The 23,018-nt window shown below is 60.9% G+C and carries 17 protein-coding genes, 5 tRNA genes and 2 rRNA genes (1 of these 24 only partly in view); 23 read left to right on the top strand and 1 reads right to left on the bottom strand.

Features of this window, described 5'->3' with window-relative positions; genetic code table 11:
• The 3 genes from PP263_RS12605 to PP263_RS12595 form a co-directional block, all read left to right on the top strand.
• Window positions 1-2,256, top strand: a 23S ribosomal RNA gene (locus PP263_RS12605) (it extends 778 nt beyond the left edge of the window).
• A 267-nt stretch (window positions 2,257-2,523) separates the two neighbouring features.
• Window positions 2,524-2,639 (top strand): 5S ribosomal RNA (gene rrf, locus PP263_RS12600).
• A gap of 762 nt (window positions 2,640-3,401) precedes the next feature.
• Window positions 3,402-4,304, top strand: coding sequence for an aldo/keto reductase (locus PP263_RS12595; protein WP_308363851.1), 903 nt, complete (start codon window positions 3,402-3,404; stop codon window positions 4,302-4,304).
• 12 nt (window positions 4,305-4,316) lie between these two features.
• Here the strand turns inward: PP263_RS12595 and PP263_RS12590 are convergent, their stop codons facing one another.
• Entirely contained in the window at window positions 4,317-5,270 is a 954-nt protein-coding gene (locus tag PP263_RS12590) for a hypothetical protein (RefSeq protein ID WP_308363850.1), read from the bottom strand.
• A gap of 151 nt (window positions 5,271-5,421) precedes the next feature.
• On the opposite strand from PP263_RS12590, the gene PP263_RS12585 reads away from it, so the two are divergent.
• The 20 genes from PP263_RS12585 to rpoB all read left to right on the top strand — a co-directional run bounded on the left by PP263_RS12585 (window position 5,422) and on the right by rpoB (window position 22,934).
• A complete protein-coding gene (locus PP263_RS12585; RefSeq protein WP_308363849.1) occupies window positions 5,422-6,846 on the top strand; it encodes an alpha/beta fold hydrolase in 1,425 nt (474 codons plus the stop codon).
• Entirely contained in the window at window positions 6,843-7,592 is a 750-nt protein-coding gene (locus PP263_RS12580) for an ATP-binding cassette domain-containing protein (RefSeq protein WP_308363848.1), read from the top strand. The genes PP263_RS12585 and PP263_RS12580 overlap by 4 nt, the downstream gene beginning before the upstream one ends.
• The gene (locus PP263_RS12575) at window positions 7,592-8,776 is read left to right on the top strand and encodes an ABC transporter permease (protein WP_308363847.1); all 1,185 of its coding nucleotides are present in this window, start codon (window positions 7,592-7,594) and stop codon (window positions 8,774-8,776) included. The genes PP263_RS12580 and PP263_RS12575 overlap by 1 nt, the downstream gene beginning before the upstream one ends.
• Window positions 8,777-8,779: 3 nt before the next feature.
• Window positions 8,780-9,916 carry an alanine racemase gene (alr, locus tag PP263_RS12570; protein WP_308363846.1) on the top strand — a complete coding sequence of 379 codons (1,137 nt, stop codon included), beginning with the start codon at window positions 8,780-8,782 and terminating at the stop codon, window positions 9,914-9,916.
• Between the two features lie 2 nt (window positions 9,917-9,918).
• Window positions 9,919-10,917, top strand: a complete 999-nt coding sequence (birA, locus tag PP263_RS12565; RefSeq protein ID WP_308363845.1) for a bifunctional biotin--[acetyl-CoA-carboxylase] ligase/biotin operon repressor BirA — start codon at window positions 9,919-9,921, stop codon at window positions 10,915-10,917.
• A gap of 2 nt (window positions 10,918-10,919) precedes the next feature.
• Window positions 10,920-11,663 (top strand): type III pantothenate kinase, encoded by a 744-nt coding sequence (locus PP263_RS12560; RefSeq protein ID WP_308368609.1) that lies wholly within the window; start codon window positions 10,920-10,922, stop codon window positions 11,661-11,663.
• A 258-nt stretch (window positions 11,664-11,921) separates the two neighbouring features.
• A complete protein-coding gene (locus PP263_RS12555; protein WP_308363844.1) occupies window positions 11,922-12,611 on the top strand; it encodes a hypothetical protein in 690 nt (229 codons plus the stop codon).
• A 219-nt stretch (window positions 12,612-12,830) separates the two neighbouring features.
• A tRNA-Thr gene (locus tag PP263_RS12550) sits at window positions 12,831-12,906 on the top strand.
• A gap of 109 nt (window positions 12,907-13,015) precedes the next feature.
• Window positions 13,016-13,099, top strand: a tRNA-Tyr gene (locus PP263_RS12545).
• 72 nt (window positions 13,100-13,171) lie between these two features.
• Window positions 13,172-13,245: transfer RNA gene (locus PP263_RS12540), tRNA-Gly, on the top strand.
• 49 nt (window positions 13,246-13,294) lie between these two features.
• Window positions 13,295-13,369, top strand: a tRNA-Thr gene (locus PP263_RS12535).
• Window positions 13,370-13,502: 133 nt separating this feature from the next.
• On the top strand, window positions 13,503-14,696 hold the full coding sequence (gene tuf / locus PP263_RS12530; RefSeq protein WP_308363833.1) for an elongation factor Tu: 1,194 nt from the start codon (window positions 13,503-13,505) through the stop codon (window positions 14,694-14,696).
• 146 nt (window positions 14,697-14,842) lie between these two features.
• Window positions 14,843-14,918 (top strand) — tRNA-Trp (locus tag PP263_RS12525).
• A 49-nt stretch (window positions 14,919-14,967) separates the two neighbouring features.
• Window positions 14,968-15,336: a preprotein translocase subunit SecE gene (secE, locus tag PP263_RS12520; protein ID WP_308363843.1), complete on the top strand. Its 369-nt coding sequence runs from the start codon at window positions 14,968-14,970 to the stop codon at window positions 15,334-15,336.
• A gap of 10 nt (window positions 15,337-15,346) precedes the next feature.
• Window positions 15,347-15,880, top strand: a complete 534-nt coding sequence (gene nusG / locus PP263_RS12515) for a transcription termination/antitermination protein NusG (RefSeq protein ID WP_308363842.1) — start codon at window positions 15,347-15,349, stop codon at window positions 15,878-15,880.
• Between the two features lie 159 nt (window positions 15,881-16,039).
• Window positions 16,040-16,471, top strand: coding sequence for a 50S ribosomal protein L11 (rplK, locus tag PP263_RS12510; RefSeq protein WP_183463863.1), 432 nt, complete (start codon window positions 16,040-16,042; stop codon window positions 16,469-16,471).
• Entirely contained in the window at window positions 16,472-17,167 is a 696-nt protein-coding gene (rplA, locus tag PP263_RS12505) for a 50S ribosomal protein L1 (RefSeq protein WP_183463861.1), read from the top strand.
• A gap of 361 nt (window positions 17,168-17,528) precedes the next feature.
• Window positions 17,529-18,023, top strand: a complete 495-nt coding sequence (gene rplJ, locus PP263_RS12500) for a 50S ribosomal protein L10 (protein ID WP_183463859.1) — start codon at window positions 17,529-17,531, stop codon at window positions 18,021-18,023.
• Between the two features lie 73 nt (window positions 18,024-18,096).
• Window positions 18,097-18,465 (top strand): 50S ribosomal protein L7/L12, encoded by a 369-nt coding sequence (gene rplL / locus PP263_RS12495; RefSeq protein WP_183463856.1) that lies wholly within the window; start codon window positions 18,097-18,099, stop codon window positions 18,463-18,465.
• 395 nt (window positions 18,466-18,860) lie between these two features.
• Window positions 18,861-22,934, top strand: coding sequence for a DNA-directed RNA polymerase subunit beta (gene rpoB / locus PP263_RS12490; protein ID WP_308363839.1), 4,074 nt, complete (start codon window positions 18,861-18,863; stop codon window positions 22,932-22,934).
• Window positions 22,935-23,018: the final 84 nt, after the last annotated feature.

Below are 23,018 nucleotides of genomic sequence, written 5' to 3'. Positions count from 1 at the left end.
CGGGAGATAGCTGGTTCTCCTCGAAAGCTATTTAGGTAGCGCCTCGCGTCTCACCCTCGGGGGTAGAGCACTGTTTGGGCTAGGGGGTCATCCCGACTTACCAACCCCATGCAAACTCCGAATACCGAGGAGTGCAATCGCGGGAGACACACGGCGGGTGCTAACGTCCGTCGTGGAAAGGGAAACAACCCAGACCGCCAGCTAAGGTCCCAAATACCAGTTAAGTGGGAAACGATGTGGGAAGGCCCAGACAGCTAGGAAGTTGGCTTAGAAGCAGCCATCTTTTAAAGAAAGCGTAATAGCTCACTAGTCGAGTCGGCCCGCGCGGAAGATATACCGGGGCTCAAACTGGTAACCGAAGCTGCGGATGCCTGCATCTCTCTTAAATCCATTCGGATTTGTTCCAAAGAGGGCAACTCTTTACTACTTCCATCGGTTAGCGTCGTGTAGCGACGATCAAGCGCCTCCGAACGTTGAGTCGGACTGCGTGAGAAGGTGGGGACGCAAAGAGTGGATTTAAGTGAGATGCAGGCATGGTAGAGGAGCGTTCTGTAAGCCGTTGAAGGTGGATCGAGAGGTCTGCTGGAGGTATCAGAAGTGCGAATGCTGACATGAGTAACGACAAGGGAGGTGAAAAACCTCCCCGCCGGAAGACCAAGGGTTCCTGTCCAACGCTAATCGGGACAGGGTTAGTCGGCCCCTAAGGCGAGGGCGAAAGCCGTAGTCGATGGGAAACAGGTTAACATTCCTGTACTCGCTATTGCTGCGATGGAGTGACGGAGAAGGCTAGGCCAGCACGGCGATTGGTTGTCCGTGTTTAAGGTAGTAGGCTGGGGACTTAGGCAAATCCGGGTCCCTAAGGCTGAGAACTGACGACGAAGCTTACTTCGGTAAGTGAAGTGGTTGATGCCCTGCTTCCAGGAAAAACTTCTAAGCTTCAGGCAATAGAGAACCGTACTCGAAACCGACACAGGTGGTCAGGTAGAGAATACCAAGGCGCTTGAGAGAACTCTGGTGAAGGAACTAGGCAAAATGGTACCGTAACTTCGGGAGAAGGTACGCCGGTTTTGGTGATGGGACTTGCTCCCTAAGCTGAGGCCGGTCGAAGTGACCAGGTGGCTGCGACTGTTTATTAAAAACATAGCACTCTGCAAACACGTAAGTGGACGTATAGGGTGTGACGCCTGCCCGGTGCCGGAAGGTTAATTGATGGGGTTAGCTTCGGCGAAGCTCTTGATCGAAGCCCCGGTAAACGGCGGCCGTAACTATAACGGTCCTAAGGTAGCGAAATTCCTTGTCGGGTAAGTTCCGACCTGCACGAATGGCGTAACGATGGCCACGCTGTCTCCACCAGAGACTCAGTGAAATTGAAATCGCTGTTAAGATGCAGTGTACCCGCGGCTAGACGGAAAGACCCCGTGAACCTTTACTACAGCTTTGCACTGAACTTTGAGCCTGCTTGTGTAGGATAGGTGGGAGGCTTTGAAGCGAGGACGCCAGTTCTCGTGGAGCCATCCTTGAAATACCACCCTGGCATGTTTGAGGTTCTAACCCAGGTCCGTAATCCGGATCGGGGACAGTGTATGGTGGGTAGTTTGACTGGGGCGGTCTCCTCCCAAAGAGTAACGGAGGAGTACGAAGGTGCACTCAGCATGGTCGGAAATCATGCAATGAGCATAATGGTATAAGTGCGCTTGACTGCGAGACAGACATGTCGAGCAGGTACGAAAGTAGGTCATAGTGATCCGGTGGTTCTGTATGGAAGGGCCATCGCTCAACGGATAAAAGGTACTCCGGGGATAACAGGCTGATACCGCCCAAGAGTTCACATCGACGGCGGTGTTTGGCACCTCGATGTCGGCTCATCACATCCTGGGGCTGAAGCCGGTCCCAAGGGTATGGCTGTTCGCCATTTAAAGTGGTACGCGAGCTGGGTTTAGAACGTCGTGAGACAGTTCGGTCCCTATCTGCCGTGGGCGTTGGAGATTTGAGAAGAGTTGCTCCTAGTACGAGAGGACCGGAGTGAACGAACCTCTGGTGTTCGGGTTGTCACGCCAGTGGCATTGCCCGGTAGCTATGTTCGGACGGGATAACCGCTGAAAGCATCTAAGCGGGAAGCCTCCTTCAAGATAAGATCTCCCTGGGACTTCGAGTCCCCTGAAGGGCCCTGGAAGACTACCAGGTTGATAGGCTGGGTGTGGAAGCGTTGTGAGGCGTTGAGCTAACCAGTACTAATTGCCCGTGCGGCTTGACCATACAACAGAGATGGTTACTGACGACTGCTGAGCGGAGAGTGAAGACTTGAGTGAAAACTTAAAGTTGAGGCTCGAAGTGAAGCGGGATTGTGAAGTCAGAGAGACGCGCAGACGACGCTTGAAAGAGCGGCCTTGCGGTGTATTACTACAGATTGTTTTACCGACTTATTTGGGTTGACTGTAACGCTGGAAAATCAGCGGCAAACGGACAGTCAGACGGCAGTGCAGAGCAACCGCTCATAAGACCAAGCCAACCCAAGCCAGTTTGCCTGACGACCATAGAGCTGTGGAACCACCTGATCCCATGCCGAACTCAGTAGTGAAACGCAGCATCGCCGATGGTAGTGTGGGGTCTCCCCATGTGAGAGTAGGTCATCGTCAGGCTTCTAAATAAAAAAAGGGCCACCCAAGCGGGTGGCCCTTTTTTTATTTACAGATTGCACAAACGCCTACTGCCGAACATCGTGACAAATCGGCAGGAAAGCCGATTTGGACGCCGCAGGCGCCTGTAGGGGCGCGGCACAGGGATGTGCCGCGATCAGAGTAGGGCCCCAGAGCGCGTTTGCGAAGCGCAGCTTCGCGCGCTCTAGGGCGACCGGCCAGGGATGGCCGGGCCGGGGCAGGATCGAACACTTAGAAGCCGCGCCAGGGATGGCGAGGCAGAAGTTAACAGCCTCTCCCCCACCGTATGCGGACTGCAATCCCAAAGCCACGAATCCAACACCGATCGCGGCCAACGGCCGCTCCTACAGGGCGCCGGTAGCTACGCAGTGGCTGATTCAAAGATCGATCGCGGCCATTGGGCGGATGGCCGCCCCGCCGCTCCTACAAAATAATCTCACTCCCTCCCTGTAGGAGCGGCCCATGGCCGCGATCAACCTCGATTTCCCGAACAAATGTATAGATTCCCAATGGTGTTTTTTTGCGCATCCAAGCGCGGCGGCACAACCGCGCGGCTCAGGGGTGATATCCCATACTTATACACAACTCTATCCATGTATTCTGTTAGTAACACCGGTGCCGTGGCAAAAGACATGCTTTTCCATACACGGAGTTCGATCGTTATCGAGGATGGTGCAGCCCCTGGCAGTTACAACGCAAAGTCTTACAATTGAGGATTCCCCCAACCGCAATAAGTTGATTTCTATGCAGCGTATCCAATCCCCCCTCGACCGAAGCTTTTCCCTGTCCCGGATAGCCATGGGTCTCTGGCGTCTTGCGGACTGGAAATACACATCTCAGCAGACACTGGAACTGCTGGAGCAACTGCTCGAACTCGGTGTTACGACTTTTGATCTTGCAGATATTTACGGTGACTACCGCTGTGAGCGGCTGTTTGGCGATGCCCTGAAACTAAAGCCCGAATTGCGCGGGAAGATGGAGATAGTTTCCAAGTGCGGTATCAAGTTGATGAGCGACAATAACAATTACGCTCTCAATCACTACGACAGCAGCGGTACCCATGTAACCGCGGCGGTGGAGTCGAGCCTGGAAAATATGCGGATTGAGCAGCTGGATTTGTTGCTGATTCACCGCCCCGACCCGCTGATGGATGCGGATGAATTGGCGGAGACACTGGACGGGCTGGTGTCCGGCGGAAAGGTCCGCGCAGTGGGGGTATCCAATTTCCTTCCACACCAGGTGCAGCTGTTGCAATCGCGGTTGTCGACGCCGCTGTTGGTCAACCAGATAGAGGTATCGCTATTGCACAGTGCGCCCCTGTTCGATGGACAATTGGATTATTGCCAGCGGGAGAGGATTATCCCCATGGCCTGGTCGCCTTTCGCTGGTGGGGAGCTGTTTACCGGTGGCGGGGAAGCGGCGCGTCGGGTGCAGGCCTGCCTGGAGGAGTTGTCCCGGGAGCTGGATATGGAGCCCCAGCAACTCGCCCTGGCCTGGCTGCTCAAGCACCCGAGCAATATGGCTCCGGTACTCGGCAGCGGCAGGGTCTCCCGCCTGCGCAACGGTGTTGCCGCGCTGGGCAGGGAGTTGCCGCGAGAGGCCTGGTTTCGCCTGTTGCGCGCCGCCCGCGGGCGCGACGTGGATTGATTCCCGTACCGCTCAGCCCGCGTAAGCGTTGTCCGGCACCAGGTTGTAGTTCTCATCGCCCAGGTCGAACTGCTCCAGCGGAGCCAGTTGAGTGGGAACCGAGTAGTGACGCAGCGGCTTGTCGTCGCGCCAGTCCATGACTTCCAGTTCCTCGCCCTGGATTCCATGCAGCAGGGTTTCAAACTGGGTGACCGCAGTGGGGATCAGCGACTGGTACTCCAGCTTGTCGCCCAGCTTGATAAAGCGAAACTCGCCTTCGGCCTGCTCTATACGCAGCCAGCCGGCACCGCGCTTCTTGTCGGCTTCGCCGATGACCAGGGGACCCTGCTGGTCCTGGAACAGTGGCGTGAGCCGGGGGGAAGAGGGGGCGTCAACCGGCACGCCAACCCAGACCCAGCCGGACAGGCCGATGCGGCTCAACTGCCATTCGCTCAGCCATACCGTCTGTTCGTCGTCGACGCGGAATTCGCTGTACTCCTTATGACCGGGGCGGCTGTCGAAGTGAACCTCCGCATTGGGGTTTTCCTTGCGGAAGCTGTGCAACTGCTGGGTCATCTCGTAATTCACTTCCCAGTGTTTTCTCAGCCGCCACTGGATGGGGTACTCCCCCCATTCAACGATGTACTCCTCCCGCTCGCGGACAGTTTCCGCCACGCGCCAGAAGGCGCCATCGATCAGGATGCAGGTGTCTCCGGGTTTGCTGCCGGGAGCGATAATGCTGCACTCCGGGGAGGCCTCCGAGGCATTCACCACATGTTCGCCGCGCCCCTCAATCACTTCATACCAGGGAAAACCGTGGCGCAGTGGCGGGGGGAAAGCCAGCGGTGGACGCCCGGCGAGCAGCCGGCGGAATAGAACGGATTTGTCTATCTCCAGGTCCGACAGGGTATAACCTTCTTTATGGGTGATCTGGCCCCAGGCGAAGGCAGCGCGAATTAGTTGTTTTTCTCGATCTGAAAAGCTCATGGGCGCAGGAAAAGAGGGATTGCAAGTCGAAACCTTACCACTGTGCGCTCTACCGCGCTAATGCTATCGGACCGCCGCCCTCCGGTGGTCGCAGGGTGGGCAAAATCCGGTAGACTGGCGCACTGTTTGCGGCAAGAGAGAGGCCAGTGCAGTGGTTAGGAGGCGACGGCTGCTGTTGGCGGCGGCATTGACGGTGGCGACGGGGCTGTCGGGCACAGCGGTCGCACAGGGCCAGCCATCTTCAGATACCTGCTATCTGGACGGCTGGGGAGATCCGTTGCGCTGTTACCGGGTTCCCCTCGACGGCGATGGACCGGAAAACCTGGCGGTGATGGTGGCACCGGCGGTCAACGGCAGCGGCCGCGAGCCCCTGTATCTGCTCGCCGGCGGGCCAGGTCAGGCGGCCAGCGACCTGGCGCCGCTGCTGAACGCCTTTCGCAGGATCAACCGCGAGCGCGCCATCGTCATGGTGGATCGCCGCGGCGCCGGTCGTTCCGGCGCCTTCCGCTGCGGTTTCGGAAGCGAAATGCCCGCGGATCTGGAAACCTTTTCCCGGCAGTTGGCGCAGTGCTACCTGCACAAGGCGGATTACGCCGAAACCCTGAACAGCCGCCAGACGGTGGCGGACCTGGAGCAGGTGCGCCACTTCCTCGGCCACGGGCGCATCGCGCTTTGGGGCGGCTCCTGGGGAACGCGCACCGCACTGCTCTACCAGCAATGGCACCCGGAATCCCTGAGTGCTTTGGTGCTGGATGCAGTCGCACCCATCGATACCAAAGTGTTCCTCACCGCTGGCGCCGCCGAAAATGCGTTGCGGCAACTGGAGCGGGATTGCGTGGAGGATGTGGTGTGCGCTCGCTTCGGCGACTGGCGCCGGCAACTGGATCAGCTGCTTTCCCAGTGGGACGACGAGCGGGCCGCGAACTTCCCGGACCCGCTGACCGGCGCGCCGTCAGAACAGCCCCTTGCCCGCTGGGCCCTTGCCAACGCCATCCGCACGGCACTCTATGATCCGAAGGCGGCCGCACAGCTGCCCTACGCGATAGACCAGACCCGCTTTGGCAACTACCGGCCTCTCTCCGGCATCGCCGGATTGTTCGCCAGCAGGACTGATTCCATGGCCATGGGACTCACCTTTTCCGTGGCTTGTGCTGAGGAACTGAACCGTATCAGCAGGGAGGAAGTGGCTGCAGACAGCGCGGATACTTTTCTCGGTACAGCCTTCTTCGATCTGTTCAAATCCGGTTGCGAGGTCTGGCCGGTACAGCCCAAGCCCTACGGCGCGCCGGAACCCAGGGATCAGCCGGTACTGTTGATTTCCGGAGACGCGGACCCGATCACCCCGCCGGTCTACGCCGAGCGGCAGTTGGACTACCTGTCCCGCAAACAGCACCTGGTCGTCGCCGGTGGCGGTCATATCAATTCCCCCCGCGGCTGTATTCCCGAACTGATCGCGCGCTTCCTCGACAGTCCCGGCCAACCGCTCGACGACAGCTGCGTAGCGGAAATACGGCGGCCGCCGTTTATGGCCGATGCCTTCGGTCCGGCGCTGGATATGGGAGGGGCGGCACAGTGATCGACGTGGAATCCGTACACAAGCAGTTTGCCGGGCGGCCGGTGCTGCACAATTTGGGTTTTTCCGTGCCGGACGGACAGATCACCGCACTGCTCGGCGCCAACGGCGCCGGCAAGACCACCTGCCTGCGGATTATCACCGGACTCTTGCGGGCGGACTCCGGGCGGGTACTGCTGGGCGATATCGATGTGGCCCGCGATCCCATGGCGGCGCGTCGCCAGTTGGGTGTGGTGGGGGACCGCGAGGGGCTCTACGAGCGGCTCACGGTGGCGGAGTACCTGTCCCTGTTCGCGCGTATGCAAGGACTGTCCGGAGATGCATTGCGCGAGGCGCTGGATTCCATCCGCAGTGAACTGGAACTGGGGGACCTGTGGCACCGGCGCACCCGGGGCTTTTCCCAAGGGGAACGCATGAAAGTCTCCCTGGCGCGGGCGCTGGTACACCGGCCCCGGCACCTGATCCTGGATGAACCCACGCGGGGCCTGGATGTGCTCGCCGCCCGCCTGTTGCGCAGAACACTGCTGCGCCTCCGCACCGCGGGCACCACCATACTGTTTTCCAGCCATGTGATGTCCGAGGTGGCGGAACTCTCCGACCGGGTGCTGGTGATGGCCGGCGGTCGGATCGTCGGCAGCGGTTCGCCGCGGGAACTGGCGCAGCACACCGGCTGCGACAACCTGGAGGACAGCTTTGTCGCGTTAGCCTATGGCGATACGGGGCGACGGCAAGAGAGGGAGCCGGCCTGATGGAAAAAAGACGATTCAGCCCCCAGATGGCTCCGCTACTGCTCAAGGAATTCCTGGAGACCTGGCGGGACCGCCGGGCGCTGTGGATGGCGATCTGTTTCTCGCTGATGTTCCCGGTGTTGCTGGCCGGGGTCACCATCTTCGTGGTGAAAAAGAACACGGAGGAGACCAGCCGCCTGGCGCTGCTGGGAGCGGAGAATGCACCACTGCTGGAGCGGCAGCTGCGCGGGCCCAACCTGGAGGTGGAGGCTGTAGCGGAGGGGAGTCCGCAGCAGTTGTTGAACGACGGCTATGATCTGGTGCTGCAACTCCCGGACAATTTTGCCCGCGACTATCGGGATTTTCGCGCGCCGCCGCTGTACCTGTATGTGGACAGCTCCGCGACCGGTGCCGGGCGCGCCGAGCATCACTTGCAGGAGCGCCTCAATAGCCTGCAACAACTGGTGGTGAGCCAGCGGCTCACTGCCCGCGGCGTGGCGCCGCAACTGCTGGCACCCTGGCAGCTGCAGATGCGCGATGTGAGCACTCCCTCCAGCCGCGGCGCCCTGATTCTGGCGATGGTGCCGGGCCTGCTGATCCTGACCCTGTTCGTGGCCAGCCTCGCCACCTCGGTGGACACCTCCGCCGGTGAGCGCGAGCGCCTCAGCCTGGAGACACTACTGTTGCAACCGCTGCCGGCCTGGCAGGTGATCGCCGCCAAGACCCTGGCGGTCGCCAGCCTGGGCTGGCTGGGCTCGCTGCTGGCCATCGCCGCGCTGGTGGCGCTGATGCCGGTGATGCCGTTGGCGGAGCTGGGTATCCAGCAGGCCACCACCACCGGCGGCGTGCTGGCCATGGGCCTGCTGCTGTTGCCCCTGGCGCTGCTGGTGGCGGTGGTGCAGATACTGCTGGCACTGCGTTCCAGTTCCTTCAAGGACGCGCAGACCCAACTGAGCATTCTGCAGATAGCCCCGGTGACACTGCTGATGGTACTGGATGCGGCCAGGATCGATCTGACGGACAATTACTGGCAACTGGTGCCCCTGGTGGCGCAGCAGCAGTGGCTGAAGGCGCTGTTGGTGGGCGAATCGGTGTCCGTGGGCTGGGTATTGGCGGGGTCCCTGGCCTGCCTGCTGCTGGTGGCTGTCGCCATTGCCTTCGGCGCCCGCGCCCTGCGCCGGGAGAGACTTCTGAATGCGGAATGATGAATGATGAATGCGGAATGCGGGGCGGGAGCCGATGCGCGCGAAGGATTGTTGACGGTCGACCTGCAGGCGATTGGAGATAACTACCTGACTCTGCGGGAGCGGTTGGCGGGCGGCAGCCGCTGCGGCGCGGTGGTCAAGGCGGACGCCTACGGCCTGGGCATGGCCCGGGTGGCCCCGGCCCTGTACCGGCGCGGTTGCCGCGATTTCTTTATCGCCACCCAGGCGGAAGGGGAGACTCTGCGCGCGCTGTTGCCGGACGACGCGGATATCATCGTCCTGACCGGCGTGCGCCCCGGGTGCGAGCTGGAGTGCGCGCGCGCCGGCCTGGTGCCGGTCCTGTTTACCCCGCAGCAACTGCGGGCATGGGTGGACAGTTGTGCCCGGGCGGGTATTCGCGCCCCCTGCGCGCTCAAGGTGGATTCAGGCATGACCCGCCTGGGTATGTCACCTGCAGAACTGAGGCAACTGCTGGCGGAGGGCGACCTGTTGCGCGCCGCAGACATCCAGTTGCTGCTGAGCCACCTGGCCTGCGCCGACGAACCGGCGCATCCACAGAACGCCCGGCAGTTGGAGTGTTTCCGGCGCGCCGGCGAGGAATTGAAGGCGCTCTGCCCGCAGGTATCCCTGAGCCTGGCCAACTCCTCAGGTATTTTTCTCGGTGACGACTACCACTTCGATATCGCCCGGCCCGGCTCGGCGCTCTACGGGGTCAACCCGGAGCCGGGATCGCCCAACCCCATGCGCGCGGTGGTGGAGCTGAGTCTGCCTGTGGTACAGAAACGCTATGTGGCCCAAGAGAGCAGCGTGGGTTACGGGGCGATCCAGAAAGCCGCCGCCGGCAGCTGGCTGGCAGTGGCGCGGGGCGGCTATGCGGACGGTATACTGCGCGCCCAGGGAGGCCGCGGTTGCGGCTGGGCCTGCGACCGGCGGCTGCCCATGGTGGGCCGGGTCTCCATGGATTCGGCCACCTATGACATCAGCGCCCTGAGCGAGGCCCAGCGCGAAGCCCTGGAGAATATCGAAGTGCTGAACCGCGAGTTGACCGTGGACGAGGTGGCAGGTTACGCCGGTACCATCGGCTATGAAATTCTCACCAGCCTGGGCCATCGCTATTTTCGCCGCTACCTGAGGTCTTGAAAGTGCCCGTCTCCGATTCCGCATTGCGGCAATTGCGCCCGGTCCTGGATCTTCTCGCCGACGGCGAGGTGCACTCCGGCGAATCCCTGGGCGCGGTCCTGGGGGTGAGCCGCGCCGCGGTGTGGAAGCAACTGAAAAAACTCGAGGCTTACGGGATTCCCCTGGAGTCGGTAAAAGGGCGCGGCTATCGCCTGCCCGGCGGACTGGACCTGCTGGTCGCCGAGGGGATTGAAGCCAGGTTGGCCCCGCGCACTCAGGCCCTGCTCGGCGAACTGATCCTGCTGGACCGGGTGGACTCTACCAATGCGCAGATACTGGCTCGGCTGGAGAAGGGCAGGGGCCACGGCGCGGTGATGTTCGCCGAACAGCAGACTGCCGGCCGCGGCCGGCGCGGGCGCAGTTGGGCCAGCCCGTTCGGGGGCGGGATCAATTTCTCCATCGGCTGGCAGTTCAACGGCGGTGTGCAGCTGCTTGAGGGCCTGAGCCTGGCAGTGGGAGTGGCGCTGACGCGCGCGCTGGCAGAGTTCGGTGTGCCGGATATTCGCCTGAAGTGGCCCAACGATGTCTGGTGCCGGGGGCGCAAGTTGGCCGGCGTGCTGCTGGAGCTGAGCGGAGATCTCACCGACCGCTGCGCGGTGGTAGTGGGCGTAGGGCTGAATGTAGGCCTGCCGGAGGCGAGTGGCGAAAATATCGACCAACCCTGGATCGACCTGAATCGGGTGCACCCGGGAATCGGGCGCAACGAATTGGCAGCATCACTGCTGAACCGGCTGCTGCCATTGCTGGAGACCTATCCGGTGGAAGGTTTTGCCGCTTACCGCGAGGCGTGGCAGCAACTGGACCAGTTCTCCGGGCGATCGGTGCGCATTGTCAGTGCGCGGCAGGAGTGGACCGGCGTGGATCGGGGCGTTGACGACACCGGGGCCTTGATTCTGGAAACCGACGGAGGGCTGAAGCGGTTTTATGGCGGCGAAGTGTCCCTTCGGGAGGCTGTGGATTGAGCGTGGGACTGATACTGGAGCTGGATATCGGCAACACCCGCAGCAAATGGCGGCTGCTCGACAACGGGCAGTCGCTGGCGCTGGGAGCCCTGGACACCGCTGCACTGAAGCGCGGCGAGCTGCCGGTGGCCTGGAGCGATATCCGGCCGCAGCGGCTGCGCGCCGCCAATGTGGCTGGAGAGGTCGTCGCCGATGCTCTCGCGGCGCTGGCGAGGGACAGGTTCGGATTGGAGGCGGAGTTCGCCCGGGTGCAGGCCGACTGTGCGGGGGTCACCTGCGGTTACCGGAAACCCGGTGGGCTGGGAGTGGACCGCTGGCTGGCGGTGCTCGCCGCGCACCGGCTCGATCCGCGCGCTGCGCTGATTGTGGACTGCGGCAGTGCGGTGACTCTCGATTTGCTGGATACTGGCGGACGGCACCTGGGAGGATATATATTGCCCGGCCTCGGCCCCATGCGCCGCGCCCTCTACAGCGATACCGACGCGGTAAAGGTGCGTGAAATCCGCTCCCCCGGCATGTCCCTGGCACCGGGCCGCGATACCGGAGAGGCGGTCAATCGGGGTCTGCCACTGATGGTGATGGGTGCCGTAGAGCACGCGCTGGCGGAGCTGCGGCGAACAGCCGGCAGCGAGCCGCTGCTGTGGCTGACCGGAGGGGACGGCGAGTTCTTTTCCTCCCTGTTTCCCCGGCCCCATGAATTGGTTCCTGAGCTGGTACTGGATGGCCTGGCACTCAGCAATCCCTAACCGGACATTGCACCACGCCGCTCAATTTTTTGTATAACGCTATGATTTCAAACAATTTCCAGAGATATCCCAGATGACAATTTGCTGCCCACCACCGCTGGCCGCGCCCTCGCTTGATCTCTGCACGCTCAGTGCATTTTTGCGGCTAATACGTGCAATAAGCATGTATCTACGCCGCAAAAATGCACTGAGCGCGCAGATCTCGGCGCGATCATCACGGCCCCTGGCACAATATCCGGGTTAACAGTTTCTGATTTTATGCGCTGGATAGTTATCGCCCTGTTGCTCGCCAATATCGGCCTCTACGCCTGGTTCCAGACCGCCGGCCACGCCTCGCAGTCGCTGGCGGTCGACAACGCCGTGCCGCGGGAGGCCGGCGACTCTATTGTGCTGGTGGAAGAGGCTCCGCAAAACGCCTTGCGCGAGGTACCCCCGGCTCCCGAGCCAAAGTTGCAGAGCGGGGATTTGTGCACTCTGCTCGGCCCCTTTGAAGAGGTGTATCTGGGGGAGGATATAGCGCAGCGGTTGCAGGCCCTGCAGGTGGATGCCGCGCTGCGCGAAGTTGAGGTGGAGGGGCAGATGCGCTACTGGGTGTTCCTGGCGCCCATGAGTTCGCGCCGCGAGGCATTCAGCAAGCTGCGCGAGTTGCAGGCGGCGGGGATAGACAGTTATGTGATTCCCAAAGGTACGCTCGCCAATGGAATCTCATTCGGCATATTCTCCGAACCTGATCGCGCTGCATCCCTGGCGGAAGAGTTGCGCCAGAAGGGCATTGACATCCGGACCCGCGAGGAGCCGCAGACCCACCTGGAGCGCTGGGTGGTGCTGCCGCCCGATGGTGCGGAGCAACTGGCGGAGGACTTCTGGACCCAGCTGCAGCGGGAATACCCGGAGCTGGACCGGCGGCAGAATCTTTGCAGCGAAGTAAACAGCGACTCGGAGGGGTAGGGCCGTGCGCGCCGAGTACCTGTGCGGAGCCTTGTAGTTAAGCCTGTGGCGGCCCCGCTGCCGGGGGCTTCGCTTCAACGGCCGAATATTCTTTCGAGTCCCGAGTCCCGAGTCCCGAGTCCCGTCACGCACGTCCCCTGTTGCGCCCGACCAGAACATCCCCTAGAATCCCGCCTCCACGTTGCGGGGCCGATATGGTTTCCGTGGGGTAGAGACAGGGCTGGCGTAGCTCAGTTGGTAGAGCAGCTGACTTGTAATCAGCCGGTCGGGGGTTCGACTCCTCTCGCCAGCTCCATTTTGTCTCTCGCGCTGTTCGCTTTGGACTCTGCAGATAAGTCTGTGAATTTGAAGGAAAAATCGTTGACAGTGCGGTGGCCGGTGTAGAGAATACACGCCGCTTTCGAGCAGGGGTTCCCGAGTGGCCAAAGGGATCAGACTGTAAATCTGACGCGCAAGCTTCGGTGGTTCGAATCCACCCCCCTGCACCATACAAGAGGCGGAGAGCAGAGGCTGAATTGCCTGCTCTGTGTCTGTAAAGGATCCGCGTGCGGACTGGTTCTGCGGGTATGGTTCAATGGTAGAACCTCAGCCTTCCAAGCTGATGATGCGGGTTCGATTCCCGCTACCCGCTCCATTATCCCGGGGCTGCGGCTTGTGGGGATCGCGTGGAGTTTGGCAGTAGTGCTCATGTAGCTCAGGGGTAGAGCACACCCTTGGTAAGGGTGAGGTCGGCGGTTCAAATCCGCCCATGAGCTCCATTATTTATGGCCGCGGGGGCAGGTGTCTCCGCGGCTGTTTGTATCCGGGTGCCGGGTTTGTTGGTGGTCGGGTGCGCCGGTTCTGGGAGTAGGTTCCGCTGATCAGGGCGTGCCTATATTTAGGAGGCTAGCAATGGCAAAAGAAAAGTTTGAACGTTCCAAGCCCCACGTGAACGTGGGCACCATCGGTCACGTAGACCACGGTAAAACCACCCTGACCGCCGCGCTGACCCGCGTTTGCGCCGAAGTCTGGGGCGGCTCTGCAGTCGCCTTCGAAGGGATCGACAACGCTCCCGAAGAGCGCGAGCGCGGTATCACCATTGCCACCTCCCACGTAGAATACGAATCCCCGACCCGTCACTACGCCCACGTAGACTGCCCGGGACACGCCGACTATGTGAAGAACATGATCACCGGTGCTGCGCAGATGGACGGCGCCATCCTGGTCTGCTCCGCCGCCGACGGCCCCATGCCGCAGACCCGCGAGCACATCCTGCTGTCCCGCCAGGTAGGCGTACCCTACATCGTGGTCTTCCTCAACAAAGCCGATATGGTGGACGACGAAGAACTGCTCGAGCTGGTGGAAATGGAAGTGCGCGAACTGCTCGACCAGTACGAATTCCCCGGTGACGACACCCCGATCATCGTCGGTTCCGCGCTGATGGCGCTGAACGGCGAAGACGACAACGAAATGGGCACCACCGCCGTCAAGAAGCTGGTGGAAACCCTGGACGAGTACATCCCCGAGCCGGAGCGCGCGGTGGACCAGCCGTTCCTGATGCCCATCGAAGACGTCTTCTCCATCTCCGGCCGCGGCACCGTAGTGACCGGTCGTGTAGAGCGCGGCATCATCAAGACCGGCGACGAAATCCAAATCGTCGGCATCAAGGAAACCACCACCACCACCTGTACCGGTGTGGAAATGTTCCGCAAGCTGCTCGACGAGGGCCGTGCGGGTGAGAACATCGGCGCCCTGCTGCGCGGCACCAAGCGCGACGAAGTAGAGCGTGGCCAGGTACTGGCCAAGCCGGGCTCCATCACCCCGCACACCAAGTTCGAGGCGGAAGTGTACGTCCTGTCCAAAGACGAAGGCGGCCGTCACACCCCCTTCTTCAAGGGCTACCGTCCGCAGTTCTACTTCCGCACCACCGACGTAACCGGTGCCTGTGAACTGCCGGAAGGTACCGAAATGGTAATGCCGGGTGACAACATCCAGATGACGGTGACCCTGATTGCCCCGATCGCCATGGAAGAAGGCCTGCGCTTCGCGATCCGCGAAGGCGGCCGTACCGTTGGTGCTGGCGTGGTAGCCAAGATCATCGAATAAGCCGGTGCGCGGGGCTCCACAGCTCCGCATGCGGGCCGAAAGGCCCGCAAAAGACCCGTTGATCGGGGGCGGAGCTGGTGCTAAACTCCGCTCCCTCATTTTTCGGTCGCTGATGCAAAAGTGTGCAGTGGCGTCCGGTTGTTCTTAGGCCAGTGGCTCAATTGGTAGAGCATCGGTCTCCAAAACCGAGGGTTGGGGGTTCGAGTCCCTCCTGGCCTGCCATTTCTAGATGCTGGTTTCTAGAGGCTAGAAACTAGAAAGGCTTCTGTATATGAATGCTAAAGTAGAGGCGAAAACCTTTCGTCTTGATGGCCTGAAGTGGCTGCTGGTGGTGCTGTTGGTTGGCACCGCGGTGGCGGGCAATTCCTATTACGTCGATTTTCCTCTTCTGTACCGCGTGCTGGCGATTGTTGCGCTTTGCCTGGTGGCGCTGGCTGTTGCAGTCAATACCGCCAAGGGCAATGCCTTCTGGAATCTCCTGCGTGAGGCCCAGACAGAGGTGCGGCGGGTTGTCTGGCCGAGCCGCCAGGAGGCGACACAGACCACGCTGATCGTGGTGGTGATTACGTTGATTACGGCGCTGATCCTGTGGGCGCTGGATTCCGCCCTGGGTTGGGCAGCATCCAAGGTTATCGGCTAAAGGTTGACGCATGGCTAAGCATTGGTACGTGGTTCAGGCCTACTCCGGCTACGAGAAGCGCGTCGCGTCCTCCCTGAAGGAGCGCATCGAACTGCACGAAATGGACCACCTGTTCGGTGAGGTGCTGGTGCCCACCGAAGAAGTGGTTGAGATGCGCGCCGGGCAAAAGCGCAAGAGCGAGCGCAAGTTCTTCCCCGGCTATGTGCTGGTGGAGATGGAGTTGAACGACGATACCTGGCATCTGGTGAAAGAGACCCCACGCGTGCTGGGTTTTATCGGCGGCAAGGCGGACAGGCCGGCACCGATCACCGATCGCGAAGCCCAGGCTATCCTGAATCGCATCGACGACTCTGTCGACAAGCCCAAACCCAAGACCCTGTTCGAGCCCGGCGAGATGGTGCGGGTTACCGACGGGCCGTTCAACGATTTCAACGGTGTGGTGGAAGAGGTCAACTACGAGAAGAGCCGCCTGCGTGTGGCGGTGTTGATCTTCGGCCGCTCCACTCCGGTAGAGCTGGAGTTCAGCCAAGTAGAGAAAAGCTGATTCCGGCGTCGAATTTTCAGCCCTCTTTCACCGTCGGGTGGAAGGGGGCTTTCGCGTCCCTGAAGGTTCAATAGCTTTCGGGGCAACAGGGGAGCCGAGCGCTGCGGGTGGATAACCCGTTCAACGCAGGCGCTACCACCCAACCAGAGGAGAGCTGTAATGGCTAAGAAAGTCGAAGCTTACATCAAGCTGCAAGTCAAGGCCGGCCAGGCCAACCCGAGCCCGCCCGTTGGCCCCGCGCTGGGTCAGCACGGCGTAAATATCATGGAGTTCTGTAAGGCGTTCAACGCCCAGACCCAGAATATCGAGCCGGGCCTGCCGGTGCCGGTAGTGATCTCTGTGTACAGCGATCGCTCCTTCACCTTCATCATGAAGTCCCCGCCTGCCGCAGTACTGCTGCGCAAGGCCGCCAAGATCAAGAGCGGTTCCGGTCGCCCGAACACCGAGAAGGTGGGCAAGGTAACCCGTGCCCAGTTGGAAGAAATCGCCACCGTCAAAATGGCAGACCTGACTGCATCCGATATGGACGCGGCCGTGCGCACTATCGCCGGTTCCGCACGCAGTGCCGGTATCGAAGTGGAGGGTCTGTAAATGGCTAAGTTGAGCAAGCGTCAGCGCGCTATCGCTGAGAAAGTGGAAGCTGGTAAAGCCTACGGCATCGACGATGCATTGGCCCTACTGAAGGAGCTGTCCAATGTGAAGTTCGCGGAAACCGTGGATGCCTCCATCAATCTGGGTATCGATCCGCGCAAATCCGATCAGGCAGTTCGCGGTGCCACCACTCTGCCTCACGGCACCGGTAAAGATGTACGTGTAGCTGTGTTCACCCAGGGCGCCAACGCCGATGCGGCGAAAGAAGCCGGCGCCGACCTGGTGGGCATGGACGAGCTGGCCGCCGAAGTGAAGGCCGGCAAAATGGACTTCGACGTGGTGATCGCCTCCCCGGATGCGATGCGCGTTGTCGGCCAGCTGGGCCAGATCCTCGGTCCCCGCGGCCTGATGCCGAACCCGAAGACCGGCACCGTGACTCCGGACGTGGTCACTGCGGTGAAAAACGCCAAGGCCGGTCAGGTGCGTTTCCGCGCTGACAAGGGCGGCATTATTCACGGTGGTATCGGCAAGGTGAGCTTTGATCCGAACGCGATCAAGGAGAACCTGGAGGCGCTGGTGTCGGATCTGAAGAAGGTCAAGCCCGCGTCCGCCAAGGGTGTCTACCTGAAGAAGATCACCCTGAGCACCACCATGGGGCCGGGCCTGACCATCGATCAGGCCTCTCTGAACATTTAACTGTGCTTGTAGGAGCGGCGACCGCCAGGGATGGCGGAGTGCCGCCCAGCGGAAATGCAGATTTTGCAGAAGCAAAAATCTGTCCATGGTCGCGATCGATCTTACTTACGTAGTACATGCTGATCGCGGCCATGGGCCGCTCCTACAGCAAAACCAAACTTTGGGGTCCGCTATGCACTGCACAGCGGGCCGTCAAAGACCGTAGGTGCCGCGCGGACTCCGGTTCGCAGGCTTAATCCGGACGGAGAGTCCGAACCTACGCAGACGGTGTGCCCAAACCAGTATTTTTGCTGGATTTGAGCTGCCGGAACGGGATCGGGAGCGGTATTCCCGGTCTTTTTTCAAATCCAGGAGTGACACTATGGCTATTGGACTCGAAGACAAGAAAGCGATTGTCGCAGAAGTCCAGCAAGCTGCTGAAGGCGCCCTGTCGGCGGTGATCGCGGATTCCCGCGGTGTTACCGTGAACGACATGACCGCCCTGCGCAAAGAGGCTCGCGAGAACGGCGTTTGGTTGAAAGTCGTCCGCAACACTCTGGCGCGCCGCGCTCTTGCCGGTACCGAATACGAATGTCTCGTAGAGAAGTTCGTCGGTCCCAGCCTGATTGCCTTTTCCAACGAACACCCGGGTGCCGGTGCGCGCATCCTGTCGGCGTTCGCCAAGGGAAATGACAAGCTGGAACTGAAAGGTGCCGCCTTCGAAGGCGCTGTCGCTGATGTCGCCATGTTGGCAACCCTGCCGACATACGACGAAGCGATCGCCAAGCTGATGAGCGTGTTGAAAGAAGCATCTGCTGGCAAGTTGGTCCGCACTATTGCGGCCATTCGCGACCAGAAAGAGCAGGAAGCAGCCTGATTCACTGTTGAACGGCTGTCTTTTCAATGAATTCACGAGCAGCCTGCTGCTCAAACAAATTGGGTACTGACTCATGTCTCTGACTAAAGAAGATATCATCAACGCAGTTGCCGAAATGTCTGTGAAGGACGTTGTCGAGCTGATCGAAGCAATGGAAGAGAAGTTCGGCGTAACTGCCGCTGCTGCAGTTGTAGCCGGTCCGGCTGCCGGTGAAGCGGCTGCGGAAGAGAAGGACGAGTTCGACGTAATCCTGACTTCCGCCGGCGAGAAGAAAGTAAACGTGATCAAGGCTGTTCGCGGCATCACCGGCCTGGGCCTGAAGGAAGCCAAGGCATTGGTAGACGGCGCTCCGGCTCCGCTGAAAGAAGGCGTGAGCAAGGACGAAGCCGAAGAGGCGAAGAAGCAGCTGGAAGAAGCTGGCGCAACTGTAGAGCTGAAGTAATTCGGTGGTTGCGCTGCCGCCCGGCGTTTTTTGCGACGGGTGGCGACAAGGCTGGTGGACTTTTGTCCGCCGGCCTTTTTGCCGTTTTCGGCAGCGAGGTTTTCGAGTCTCTTAACGCGTTGTTTTTTTGACCGAAGAAAACATGACCGCTGAGACTGCAAATACACCTTAACGCACTCTGTGCGCCGCTGAAAAGCGCAAGTGCTCGAGAGATTTCCGATCAGTGCAGTGAAGACTGTATTGCTCAGAGGCTTCTCGCCCGGAGGTGGAAAACCGGGGTCAGAGTAAAATTATTTTAATGGCGCAGCCATTCAATTTTTCAAATTGGAAAATAATTTTACTCTGACCCCGGTTTTCCCACGAAGTCTTGTCACCGATCAAGCTGGGGAATATGAATGGCTTACTCATACACTGAGAAAAAACGTATCCGCAAGGATTTTGGCAAGCTGCCGAAGGTCATGGATGTGCCTTTCCTGCTTGCGATACAGCTGGACTCCTATCGCAAATTCACACAGGCCGACAAGCGTCCCGATGACCGGCTGGATATCGGACTGCAGGCGGCGTTCAAGTCCGTATTTCCAATTGTCAGCTATTCCGGCAACGCCGCCCTGGAGTATGTGAGTTACCAGCTGGGCAAGCCGGCGTTCGACGTCAAGGAGTGTACCCTCCGCGGCGTCACCTACGCCTGCCCGCTGCGGGTGCGCGTGCGCCTGATCATCTATGACAAAGAGTCTGCCAATAAGTCCATCAAGGACATCAAGGAGCAGGAAGTGTACATGGGCGAAATTCCGCTCATGACCGACAATGGTACCTTCGTGATCAATGGTACCGAGCGCGTGATCGTTTCCCAGCTGCACCGCTCCCCGGGTGTGTTCTTCGATCACGACAAGGGCAAGACCCACTCCTCCGGTAAGCTGTTGTACGCCGCGCGCGTGATTCCCTACCGCGGCTCCTGGCTGGATTTCGAGTTCGACCCGAAAGACCTGGTCTATGTGCGCATCGACCGCCGCCGCAAACTGCCGGCGACCATCCTGCTGCGCGCCCTGGGCTACAGCTCCCAGGAAATGTTGGAGATGTTCTTCGAAACCAGCAGATTCGAGCTGCACGAGGACAATGTCAGCCTGGAGCTGATCCCCTCGCGCCTGCGCGGTGACGTCGCCTCTTTCGATATCAAGGATGGCAAGGGCAAGGTCCTCGTCGAGGACGGCCGCCGCATCACCCCGCGCCATATTCGCCAGTTGGAAAAAGCCGGCGTGGAGCGTCTCGAGGCACCCCTTGAATACCTCTACGGCCGCGTACTGGCCCACGATATCGTGGACGAGTCCACCGGCGAAGTGGCGGTCGAGTGCAACACCGAGATTACCGAAGAGGTGCTGGGCAAGCTGAAGGCGCTGAACATCAGCAAATTCGAAACCCTGTACACCAACGACCTGGATCGCGGTCCGTTCGTTTCCGACACCCTGCGCGCCGACCCATCGCGCACCCAGTTGGAAGCGCTGGTGGAAATCTACCGCATGATGCGTCCCGGTGAACCGCCCACCAAGGAGTCCGCCGAGTCCCTGTTCGAAAACCTTTTCTTCACTGAAGAGCGTTACGACCTGTCTGCGGTCGGCCGCATGAAGTTCAACCGCCGCCTGGGTCGCGAGGACGAGACCGGCGCGGGCACCCTGAGCAAGGAAGATATCGTCGACGTCCTCAAGACGCTGATCGATATCCGCAACGGCCAGGGCATGGTGGACGACATCGACCACCTGGGTAACCGCCGTGTGCGCTCCGTGGGTGAAATGGCCGAAAACCAGTTCCGCGTGGGCCTGGTACGCGTCGAGCGGGCGGTGAAAGAGCGCCTGTCCATGGCCGAGTCCGAGGGCCTGATGCCCCAGGACCTGATCAACGCCAAGCCGGTGGCGGCGGCGGTGAAGGAGTTCTTCGGCTCCTCCCAGCTGTCCCAGTTTATGGACCAGAACAACCCGCTGTCGGAAGTGACCCACAAGCGCCGCGTCTCCGCCCTCGGCCCGGGCGGCCTGACTCGCGAGCGCGCCGGCTTCGAGGTGCGCGACGTGCACCCGACCCACTACGGCCGTGTGTGCCCGATCGAGACCCCGGAAGGCCCGAACATCGGCTTGATCAACTCCCTGGCCACCTACGCCCGCGCCAACCACTACGGCTTCCTGGAGAGCCCCTACCGCAAGGTGGTGAGCGGTCAGGTGACCGACGAGATCGAATACCTGTCTGCGATCAACGAAGCCAACTTCGTGATCGCCCAGGCGTCCGCTGCGGTGGATGATCAGGGCCGCTTTACCGACGACCTGGTGAGTGTGCGCCACCAGAACGAATTTACCCTGAAGACGCCGGACGAAATCCAGTATATGGACGTATCCGCGCGCCAGGTGGTTTCAGTAGCCGCAGCTATGATTCCTTTCCTGGAGCACGACGACGCCAACCGCGCACTCATGGGTTCGAACATGCAGCGTCAGGCGGTGCCGACCCTGCGCGCCGAGAAGCCCCTGGTGGGCACCGGTATGGAGCGCACCGTGGCGCGTGACTCCGGCGTCTGTGTGGTGGCCAAGCGCGGCGGTGTGATCGAGCGCGTGGATGCCAGCCGTGTGGTGGTGCGCGTCGCTGACGAAGAAGTGGAGGCGGGCGAGGCCGGTGTGGATATCTACGGGCTCACCAAGTACACCCGTTCCAACCAGAACACCTGTATCAACCAGCGCCCGATTGTGAAAACCGGCGATGTGGTGGAGCGCGGCGATATCCTCGCCGACGGCCCCTCCGTGGACCTGGGCGAACTGGCCCTGGGGCAGAACATGCGCATCGCGTTCATGCCCTGGAACGGCTACAACTTCGAGGATTCCATCCTGGTGTCCGAGCGCGTGGTGCAGGAGGACCGCTTCACCACCATCCATATCCAGGAGCTGACCTGTATCGCCCGCGACACCAAGCTGGGCAGTGAGGAGATCACCGCGGATATTCCCAACGTGGGCGAATCCGCGCTGAACAAGCTGGACGAGTCCGGCATCGTGTACATCGGTGCGGAAGTGGGTCCGGGCGACATCCTGGTGGGCAAGGTAACGCCGAAGGGCGAGGCTCAGTTGACCCCGGAGGAGAAACTGCTGCGCGCCATCTTCGGCGAGAAGGCGTCCGACGTGAAGGACACCTCCCTGCGTGCGCCCAGCGGTGCCCGCGGTACCGTCATCGACGTGCAGGTGTTCACCCGCGACGGCCTGCAGAAAGACCAGCGCTCCATCGATATCGAGAAGGCGCAACTGGACGAAGTGCGCAAGGATCTGAACGAGGAATACCGCATCGTCGAGGGAGCCACCTTCGAGCGCCTGCAGGCGGCGCTGGAAGGCCAGAAGGCCGCCGGCGGCAAGGGCGTCAAGAAGGGTGACGTGCTCACCGCGGACGTGCTGTCCCAGCTGCCGCGGGAGGACTGGTTCAAGCTGCGCATGGCGGAGGAGAGCCTGAACGAGCAGCTGGAGAAAGCTGAAGCGCAGCTGAAAGAGCGCCGCAAGCTGCTCGATGAAGCCTTCGAGGACAAGAAGAAAAAACTGGAATCCGGTGACGACCTGGCGCCGGGCGTGCTGAAAATCGTCAAGGTCTACCTGGCGATCAAGCGCCGCATCCAGCCCGGCGACAAGATGGCCGGCCGCCACGGTAACAAGGGTGTTATTTCGGTGATCAAGCCGGTCGAGGATATGCCCTACGACGATAGCGGCGAGCCGGTCGATATCGTGCTCAACCCGCTGGGTGTTCCCTCGCGGATGAACGTGGGCCAGGTGCTGGAGATGCACCTGGGCATGGCCGCCAAGGGGCTGGGCGCCAAGATCGATCGCATGATCAAGGAGCAGCAGGAGGCGAAGAAAATCCGCGGATTCCTGGAAGAGGTCTACAACTCCACCGGCGGCCGGGTCGAGGAACTGGATCAGCTTTCCGATCAGGAGATCCTGGCGATGGCAGAGAATCTGCGCAATGGCGTGCCCATGGCCACCCCGGTGTTCGACGGTGCCGACGAGCGCGAGATCAAGCAGTTGCTGAACCTGGCGGATGTGCCGGAATCCGGGCAGATCACCCTGCACGACGGCCGTACCGGCGACGCCTTCGAGCGGCCGGTCACCGTGGGCTATATGTACATGCTCAAGCTGAACCACCTGGTGGACGACAAGATGCACGCGCGTTCCACCGGCTCCTACAGCCTGGTCACCCAGCAGCCGCTGGGCGGTAAGGCGCAGTTCGGCGGCCAGCGTTTCGGAGAGATGGAGGTCTGGGCGCTGGAAGCCTACGGCGCCGCCTACACTCTGCAGGAAATGCTCACGGTCAAATCCGACGACGTGGAAGGGCGGACCAAGATGTACAAGAACATCGTGGACTCCGATCACCGCATGGAGCCGGGAATGCCCGAATCCTTCAACGTACTGGTCAAGGAAATCCGCTCACTCGGCATGAACTTTGAGCTGGAACACGAATAAGACCGGTTGTTTATCGGATTAGTAGACAGAGACCGGCGGCACGATGCGCCGCCGGCACGCCCGGCCCGAAGCCGGGTTGACTAC

The sequence above is a fragment of the Microbulbifer sp. TB1203 genome, from assembly GCF_030997045.1.
Lineage (GTDB): Bacteria > Pseudomonadota > Gammaproteobacteria > Pseudomonadales > Cellvibrionaceae > Microbulbifer.
Note: the sequence above shows the minus strand (reverse complement) of the source record. Positions and strands in the feature narration are given on the sequence as shown.

What these genes read in the sequence shown, in the direction of transcription:
- PP263_RS12595 (WP_308363851.1), top strand. Translation starts at nt 3,402, where the DNA reads ATGCAGCGTATCCAATCCCCCCTCGACCGAAGCTTTTCCCTGTCCCGG.
- PP263_RS12590 (WP_308363850.1), bottom strand. Translation starts at nt 5,270, where the DNA reads ATGAGCTTTTCAGATCGAGAAAAACAACTAATTCGCGCTGCCTTCGCC.
- PP263_RS12575 (WP_308363847.1), top strand. Translation starts at nt 7,592, where the DNA reads ATGGAAAAAAGACGATTCAGCCCCCAGATGGCTCCGCTACTGCTCAAG.
- alr (WP_308363846.1), top strand. Translation starts at nt 8,780, where the DNA reads ATGATGAATGCGGAATGCGGGGCGGGAGCCGATGCGCGCGAAGGATTG.
- PP263_RS12555 (WP_308363844.1), top strand. Translation starts at nt 11,922, where the DNA reads ATGCGCTGGATAGTTATCGCCCTGTTGCTCGCCAATATCGGCCTCTAC.
- tuf (WP_308363833.1), top strand. Translation starts at nt 13,503, where the DNA reads ATGGCAAAAGAAAAGTTTGAACGTTCCAAGCCCCACGTGAACGTGGGC.
- secE (WP_308363843.1), top strand. Translation starts at nt 14,968, where the DNA reads ATGAATGCTAAAGTAGAGGCGAAAACCTTTCGTCTTGATGGCCTGAAG.
- nusG (WP_308363842.1), top strand. Translation starts at nt 15,347, where the DNA reads ATGGCTAAGCATTGGTACGTGGTTCAGGCCTACTCCGGCTACGAGAAG.
- rplK (WP_183463863.1), top strand. Translation starts at nt 16,040, where the DNA reads ATGGCTAAGAAAGTCGAAGCTTACATCAAGCTGCAAGTCAAGGCCGGC.
- rplA (WP_183463861.1), top strand. Translation starts at nt 16,472, where the DNA reads ATGGCTAAGTTGAGCAAGCGTCAGCGCGCTATCGCTGAGAAAGTGGAA.
- rplJ (WP_183463859.1), top strand. Translation starts at nt 17,529, where the DNA reads ATGGCTATTGGACTCGAAGACAAGAAAGCGATTGTCGCAGAAGTCCAG.
- rplL (WP_183463856.1), top strand. Translation starts at nt 18,097, where the DNA reads ATGTCTCTGACTAAAGAAGATATCATCAACGCAGTTGCCGAAATGTCT.
- rpoB (WP_308363839.1), top strand. Translation starts at nt 18,861, where the DNA reads ATGGCTTACTCATACACTGAGAAAAAACGTATCCGCAAGGATTTTGGC.